The organism is Pseudomonas sp. GM84, from assembly GCF_000282535.1.
Lineage (GTDB): Bacteria > Pseudomonadota > Gammaproteobacteria > Pseudomonadales > Pseudomonadaceae > Aquipseudomonas.
In genome coordinates this window covers 1-7,048 of the sequence record NZ_AKJC01000285.1, presented here as the reverse complement: position 1 = coordinate 7,048, position 7,048 = coordinate 1, and the positions used below count along the sequence as shown (strand labels likewise).

The following is a 7,048-nucleotide window of genomic DNA, read 5'->3' as shown; positions in this document are numbered from 1 at the left end:
TGTGGGAGCCGCGCTTGCCGGCGATTGGGCCGCAAAGCGGCCCCCAGCTTCAACCCCGCTCTCGCTGCCGCACTGCGGTCACCGTCTCCCCACCCACCCCCCAGTTATCCGTCGGCACTTCCTCGATCACCACAAAGGTACTGGCCGGCGGCTTGCCCAGCACCTGTTGCAGCAACCGGGTCGTGCCTTCGATCAACTGGCGCTTGTGCTCGGCGCTGACACCTTCGTCGGTCACCCGAATATGCACAAAAGGCATGGCTTCAACTCCTCTGTTCAGTGCCAGGTGCCGGCGGTGCTGCCACCGTCTACCGGCAGGACGACGCCGCTGACGAAGCGCGCATCGGTCAGGTACAGCACGGCATCCACCACATCCTGCGGCGAGCCGGTCCGGCCACTGGGCGACAATGCACCGAGGCCTTCGACATTGCCGCTGTGCAGCGGGGTATCGATGATCCCGGGGGCCACCGCATTGACCTGCACGCCGCTGGACGCCAGCTCCAGGGCCAGCCCCTTGACCGCCTGGTTCAACCCACCCTTGACCAGCACCGGCAACAGCGCCGGTACCCGAGTATCTGGCTGCAGCGCGATGGACGCAGTGATGGCCACGATATGCCCGTGACCCTGTTCGGCCATGATCCGTGCCGCCGCCTGGGCCGGGTAGAAGAAGCCCTTGAGGTTGGTGCCGACCAGGGCGTCGACGTCTTCCTCGGTGTACTCGGCGATCGGTTTGGGGATGAAGATCCCGGCGTTGTTGATCAGGATGTCGACTGCGCCGAAGGTCTCCAGGGCCACTTCGAACAAGCGCCGGGCCGTCTCGGCCAGGGCGATGTCGCCGGCCACGCCGACGAAGCGTTGCGGCTGGCCGAGCCGCGCGGCGGCCTGGTCCAGGCGCGCCTGGCTGCGGGCATTGCCGACGACGTTGTCGCCACGGGCGAGGAAGGCTTCGGCGAGGGCAAAACCGAGGCCGCTGGAGGCTCCGGTGATGATGACGGTTCTTGGCTGGGTCATGTGTGCGTTCTCCAGTAGGTGAGCCGGTGGCTCGGTGTGGTGACCACTGTAGGTTGCAACCCATGCTTGAAAAATGAGGCAGATGGCATTTCAATCGATACACCGTGTAATCAATCGAGCCAGCATGACGCGCCATTTCGACGATCTTCAACTGGGCAGCCTGGAGTTGTTCTGCCTGGCCGCCGACCATGGCAGCTTCACCGCCGCCGCTACCGAGGCAGGTGTCACACCAGCGGCGGTAAGCCGCAGCGTGGCGCGCCTGGAAGAGCGCCTGGGGGTGCGCTTGTTCGTGCGCACTACGCGGCAGATGCGCCTTTCCGAGGCAGGGCAGGCGTACTACCAGCAGTGTCGCCAGGCCCTCGGGCAACTGGTCGAGGCCCAACGCCAGGTGACCGGGGGCCAGGTGCTGCCCAGTGGCCGCTTGCGTATCAGTGCGCCGACGCCCTATGCCCACCATCGCTTGCTGCCACTGCTGCCCCGGTTTCGTGAGCGCTACCCGCACGTGCAGGTAGACGTGCATGTCAGCAATCGCAATGTGGACTTCACCGAAGAACACTTCGACCTCGCCATTCGTGGTCGCGAGCCCGCCGATTCACGCCTGGTGGCCAGGCGCCTGGAGGATGCCGAGTTGGTGGTGGTGGCCACCCCCGCCTACCTGGCGCGCAAGGGGGCGCCGCAGGTACCCGAAGACCTCGCCCGGCATGAGTGCATCCAGTTCGAACTGGCCAGCAGTGGGCGGAGCCCACCGTGGAGCTTTCGCCGGGATGGCCGTGAGCTGGAGGTGCAGACGCAGGGCGGTTTGACCTGCCTGGGCGACTTCCTGGCCACCACGACCCTGGTTCGCCATGGCGGTGGGTTGATGCAGGCTTACCGCTTTACGGTGCAGGACGCGCTGGACAACGGCGAGCTGGTGGAGGTGTTGGCCGAGTACGGCGGCACTTCACGGCCATTCATGCTGATTTACCCTCAGGCGCGGCACATGCCGTTGCGGGTGCGGGTGTTCATCGACTTTCTGGTTGCCGAGGGGGCACAACCGCTGGGCTGAAGTGACGCGTCGGGCGCTGAGGAGGGTTATGCTTTTTTCTGCATCGAGCCAATGTTTCTCGATGACCTTCCCATTTCCCAGGAGAACGTTTCATGAAATCCATGACACTGCTGGTGATCGCTTCCGTACTGAGTTTTGCTGCCCATGCCGATCCTGCCAGCAATTGCGAGGCGAAGATCAAGGAACTGGAAGACATTTCCAAAACCAGTGGTCAGGCACTGCATGGAGGGATGGCCCATGACTACAAGGTGCATTTGCAAAATGCCAAGGATGCTCAGAAAGCAGGTGACATGACCCAGTGCCAGGCCTCGGCTGACCAGGCCAAGACCATTTACAACAAGGCGCGTAACAAGTGAGTGAAAGCGCCTCCCGCGAGACGCTTCGCTGAGGGTGAAGTTCTCTGTGGGAGCGGGCTTGCCCCGCGAAGAGGCCAGCACAGACGCTAGAGGCGCCGGGCACGGGCTTCGCCCGTGTTCGCGGGGCAAGCCCGCTCCCACAGGGGGGGCGCGCAAGCTATCGGGTTTTGAGCCCCCTCAGAACCAGCGGTCGTTCTTCTTCCGCCCGCGGGTCAACGCCGGCAGGATCAGCCCCACCAGCAACCCCGCACCCGCGATGCTGCCGCCGTAGACCATATAACGCATCATCACCTGTTTATTCTCGTCCCCCAGCTGCGCCTGGGTGTCGCGCAGCTTCGACTGGGCCTGGTCGAGCTGCTCGTTGAGCGACTTGTTGCGCGCTTCCAGTTCATCGACCAGCTGCTTGCGCGAATCCAGGGTCTCCTGCATGCCCTGCACCCGGTTCTTCCAGCTGTCGTCGATGGTCTTCAACTGCCCGGACAGCTCAGCCACCTGAGCATCCAGCTGCGGCAGTCGTTCGCCCTGGCCCGGCACCGACTGCAGGTCGCTGGTGAGGATCCACACCAGGTCGCCGCTCTGCCCGCGCACCTGGCTGTAGTTGCCCTGGCTGCCGACCAAGGTGAGTTTCTGCCCGGACTTGAGCGTGCCGACAATACGGTGGCCGTCGGTCGGGCCGCTGCGCACGTAGGTGCTCAAACTGTCACTGACCCAACGCGCATCGCTGGCCGGCTCTTCGGCATGCACGGGGGCGGCGAGGGCCACCAGGGCGGCAAGCAAGGTGCCGCGCAGGGCTGGGAGGGCGAGGGTGGCTGGGCGGGATTCAGGCATGTGGGGTCTTCGCTGCAACAGGAAAAATAGGCCCGGTGACGCATGATCAGGGAGGGGCCGGCGAACTGGTCGGTGAATAGACCGTCAGCCAAAGACCGCATTTTTGTAAGCAGGTTCACTGCTGAATGCAGGAATTGTCTGCAGAATGTTGCAAGTGGCGGGCTAGAGCGCCTCCACCGGCAAGCCGTCCGCAAAAAATCTGCAGACGCGGGCTTGCCCGCCTGGAAGGGCTAGGAGGGGTGAAGGGGAAGCTGGGCAATGTAGTCGCCGATCTTGCGCTCAAGGCCATGGTCATCCTGCTGCAGCAACACGTCGAACAGCAGTTGGTTGAGGCTGGAGCGCGGCGGGTGGGTGTCGTAGCCCGACGGGCTGAACTGCCATTGCTGCCTGAGCGCCCGCTCGCCCATCGCCAGCATGCTGGCGGGAATGGTGTTGCTGGCGTGCAGCTTGGTCACGTGGGCGCGCGCAATGTACGACAGTGCCCCGCGTATGGCGCTGTTGGCCAGCGAACAGACGTGGCGCACAGGGTGGTCCTGAAGCAGTTGTGTGGCTACCTCGGCGGCCTTTTTCCGGGCTTCGAAGGGCAACCCATGCTCCGCGCACCGGGCGGCGATGTAGGCGCACACCTCTTCATTCGACAGCGCCTCGATCATCGCGATGATCTGCACGCCCCATTGGGGCAACGGGCCGCCGGACAGTTCCTTGTGCAGTACGCGGTAGAGGGGGGCCAGTGCCGCCCGCTGCTGGCCGTCCAGGCTGACATTGGCGACCCAGCGCACTTTGTCTCGCCATGCCTTGGGGGTCAGGTCGTCGCTGAAGGCATCCAGTGGCGAGTCAGGATCTACCAACAGGATCGACGCCTCGTGCAGCGCCTGCAGTACCGCGGCATCCATGGCCGTGGAAGGGCTGACACGGGCGTCATGGTGCAGCTGTTCTGCCGGCGCCAGGTAATTGTGCTGGGCGTCCATGCGCACTTCGAGCATGGCCAGCAACTGCAGCTTGTGGGTGAACGAAAGCCGGTGCAGGGCCAGCGGTTTTCGATTCGCCAGCGACCAATGCGCCTTGATCCGCCTGCGCTGGTCGACGGCCTGTGCCTCTTTGGCCTGCTCGCGCGCCCTCAGGCAGGGTTGGCAGGTGCAATCGCGCCGCCAGCGGGAACGGCCAGGAAAGTAATGACGGTGCGTGCAGGTCTTGCAGAACGCCATGCTCTCGTTCCAGCGGTGGGTCGTTCTGCTTTTGCGCCGTTCGAACAGGCTGACCTTGCAGTAGGGGCAGGCCAGCGCTGCAGAAGGCACGGGAGGAAAGGCCTTGATCAGGCTGCTGGGGGCCACGTCGATGCCGTAGCGCTCGATCAAGAGGGGAATTTTTTCACCGCTGATGTACTCGCTGTACAACACCTCGATCTGTTCGGCGGTGAGGTGCTGCAGCTTCGCTTCGAAGTCGGACAAACCTGATTCTCCCTGCGTAGAGTCGCTTGTTAGGTTCGCCAGGGATGATGGGGGTTGTCAGACAGTCCAGTGAAGGGGGTGGCTTGTAGGGCATTTCACCAAAATGCGTAGGATTATTCTGAGCGTGAATCGTACAGGCCGCGTGCGACGAAACGCAGGCCCTGGCCATCGCCAACCCAGGCGCAAGGGCTAGACTCAATGGTTCACGCTTGACTCCCTGGAGTCCGACCATGACTGCCAAGAACACGATCTGCCTGTGGTTCGACCAGGACGCCGAAGAGGCCGCGAACTTCTACGCCAGCACCTTCCCCGACAGCCGGGTACTGGCCGTGCACCCGGCGCCGAGCGACTACCCGTCGGGCAAGGCCGGCGATGTGATTACCGTCGAGTTCACGGTCATGGGCATTCCCTGCGTAGGGCTCAACGGCGGCCCGACATTCAAGCATTGCGAGGCGTTTTCGTTCCAGGTCAGTACCGAGGACCAGGCGGAAACCGATCGTCTGTGGGAGGCCATCGTCGGCAACGGCGGTGAAGCGAGCGTCTGTGGCTGGTGCAAGGACAGGTGGGGCATTTCCTGGCAGATCTGCCCACGCATTCTCATCGAAGCGATTGGCAATCCTGACAAGGCCGCGGCCAAACGGGCCTTCGACGCGATGTTGACCATGGGCAAGATCGATGTGGCGGCGATCGAGGCGGCGTTGCGCGGTTGAGCGATCGATACGTTCACGTCATCGATAGCCCACAGAAAATGTCGATGCCGGGGAGGCGATGCCCTGCCATAGACTGGGGTCGATTGCTGTTCCAGACAACAAGAACCCCAGGGAATACGCACGCCATGATGACATCGCCGTTCTCGATCCCCGCCCACGCCCGCCGTATCGACCCAGCCCGCCAACGCGCCGCCGCACTCAAGGCCGACGGCTCGGTGGACGACAACGACCGTACCGAGATCGGCCCGACCCCGCTGGCCTTCGCCGAGTGGGCCGAGCGCGGCCTGCAGCCACCGCACTTGCCGAGCATGCGCCAGTACCGTTTGCAGCGTATACGCGAGCAACTGATCGCCCGCGACCTGGGCGGCATCCTGCTGTTCGACCCGCTGAACATCCGCTACGCCACCGATACCACCAACATGCAGCTGTGGACCACCCACAACCCGGCCCGTGCCTGCTTCATCGCCGCCAGTGGCCACGTGGTGCTGTGGGATTTCCACGGCTGCGATCACCTCAGTGCGCACCTGCCGCTGATTACCGAGTTGCGCAGCGGCGCTTCTTTCTTCTATTTCGAAACCGGCGACCGTACCGAAGCGCACGCCCGCCGTTTCTGCGCCGAGGTCGACCAGTTGCTGCGCAGCCATGCCGGCAACAACCGCCGACTGGCCGTGGACCGCATCGAGATTGCCGGCCTGCGCGCCCTCGACGCCCTCGGCGTGCAGGTGCATAGCGGTCAGGAGGTCACCGAGTTCGCCCGCCTGATCAAAGGCCCTGACGAAATCCTCGCCATGCGTTGCGCCGTCGCCGCCTGCGAAGCCGCGGTGGGCGAAATGCGTCAGGCCATGCGCGCAGGCGCCACCGAGAACGACGTCTGGGCGGCCTTGCACGCGGGCAATATACGTCGCGGGGGCGAATGGATCGAAACCCGTATCCTCAGCTCCGGTCCCCGTACCAACCCCTGGTTCCAGGAGTCTGGCCCGCGTGTGCTGGGCGATGGCGACCTGCTGTCGTTCGACACCGACCTGATCGGCGTCTACGGCTTTTGCGTCGACATGTCGCGTAGCTGGATCTGCGGTGGCCTTGAGCCCACTGCCGAGCAGAAGCGCCTGTATCGCATCGCCCACGAGCACATCCACGTCAATGCGGGCATGGTCAAGCCTGGCATGCGCTTTACCGAGCTCACCCACAACGGCCACCGCCTGCCGGAAAGTTGCCGGGCGCAGCGGTATGGGGTGATGTTCCATGGGGTGGGGTTGTGCGATGAGTACCCGAGCATTCGCTACCCGGAAGACCTTGAGTGCTATGGCTACGAAGGAGAACTGCAGGCGGGGATGGCGCTGTGCGTCGAGGCCTATGTGGGCGAGGTCGGCGGGCGTGACGGGATCAAGCTGGAGAACCAGTTGCTGGTGACCGAGACGGGGTATGAGGTGTTGACGCGTTATCCGTTCGAAGAGAGTTTTCTGCGGGACTAGCTTTTGTCACTGGTGGCCCTATCGCCGGCAAACCGGCTCCCACAGGTCGTTGAATCTGCGGGGGCTGTGTGGGAGCAACTGTCTTGCTCAATTTCTAAAAGCTGGCGCGATTCCTGTGGGAGCGGGCTTGTCCCGCGAACACCGGCGAAGCCGGTGCCATGCTCCGCGCTGCCTGTTTCGC

8 protein-coding genes are annotated in these 7,048 nt (G+C 63.8%); 4 read left to right on the top strand and 4 right to left on the bottom strand.

The window, feature by feature from the left end; translation table 11 throughout:
* Positions 1 to 49: 49 nt before the first annotated feature.
* Positions 50 to 256 (bottom strand): tautomerase family protein, encoded by a 207-nt coding sequence (locus PMI38_RS20985; protein WP_008098400.1) that lies wholly within the window; start codon positions 254 to 256, stop codon positions 50 to 52.
* A 17-nt stretch (positions 257 to 273) separates the two neighbouring features.
* Positions 274 to 1,008, bottom strand: coding sequence for an SDR family NAD(P)-dependent oxidoreductase (locus tag PMI38_RS20980; protein WP_008098398.1), 735 nt, complete (start codon positions 1,006 to 1,008; stop codon positions 274 to 276).
* 124 nt (positions 1,009 to 1,132) lie between these two features.
* On the opposite strand from PMI38_RS20980, the gene PMI38_RS20975 reads away from it, so the two are divergent.
* Together PMI38_RS20975 and PMI38_RS20970 are read left to right on the top strand one after the other, a co-directional pair.
* Positions 1,133 to 2,053 carry a LysR family transcriptional regulator gene (locus tag PMI38_RS20975; protein WP_008098396.1) on the top strand — a complete coding sequence of 307 codons (921 nt, stop codon included), beginning with the start codon at positions 1,133 to 1,135 and terminating at the stop codon, positions 2,051 to 2,053.
* A 92-nt stretch (positions 2,054 to 2,145) separates the two neighbouring features.
* Positions 2,146 to 2,409, top strand: a complete 264-nt coding sequence (locus tag PMI38_RS20970; RefSeq protein WP_008098394.1) for a hypothetical protein — start codon at positions 2,146 to 2,148, stop codon at positions 2,407 to 2,409.
* Between the two features lie 177 nt (positions 2,410 to 2,586).
* Here the strand turns inward: PMI38_RS20970 and PMI38_RS20965 are convergent, their stop codons facing one another.
* Together PMI38_RS20965 and PMI38_RS20960 are read right to left on the bottom strand one after the other, a co-directional pair.
* Positions 2,587 to 3,237, bottom strand: a complete 651-nt coding sequence (locus PMI38_RS20965; protein WP_008098392.1) for a TIGR04211 family SH3 domain-containing protein — start codon at positions 3,235 to 3,237, stop codon at positions 2,587 to 2,589.
* Positions 3,238 to 3,467: 230 nt separating this feature from the next.
* Positions 3,468 to 4,685, bottom strand: coding sequence for a hypothetical protein (locus PMI38_RS20960; protein WP_008098389.1), 1,218 nt, complete (start codon positions 4,683 to 4,685; stop codon positions 3,468 to 3,470).
* A 230-nt stretch (positions 4,686 to 4,915) separates the two neighbouring features.
* On the opposite strand from PMI38_RS20960, the gene PMI38_RS20955 reads away from it, so the two are divergent.
* Positions 4,916 to 5,395 carry a VOC family protein gene (locus PMI38_RS20955; protein ID WP_008098387.1) on the top strand — a complete coding sequence of 160 codons (480 nt, stop codon included), beginning with the start codon at positions 4,916 to 4,918 and terminating at the stop codon, positions 5,393 to 5,395.
* A gap of 125 nt (positions 5,396 to 5,520) precedes the next feature.
* Entirely contained in the window at positions 5,521 to 6,867 is a 1,347-nt protein-coding gene (gene dddP / locus PMI38_RS27590; protein ID WP_008098385.1) for a dimethylsulfonioproprionate lyase DddP, read from the top strand.
* Positions 6,868 to 7,048: the final 181 nt, after the last annotated feature.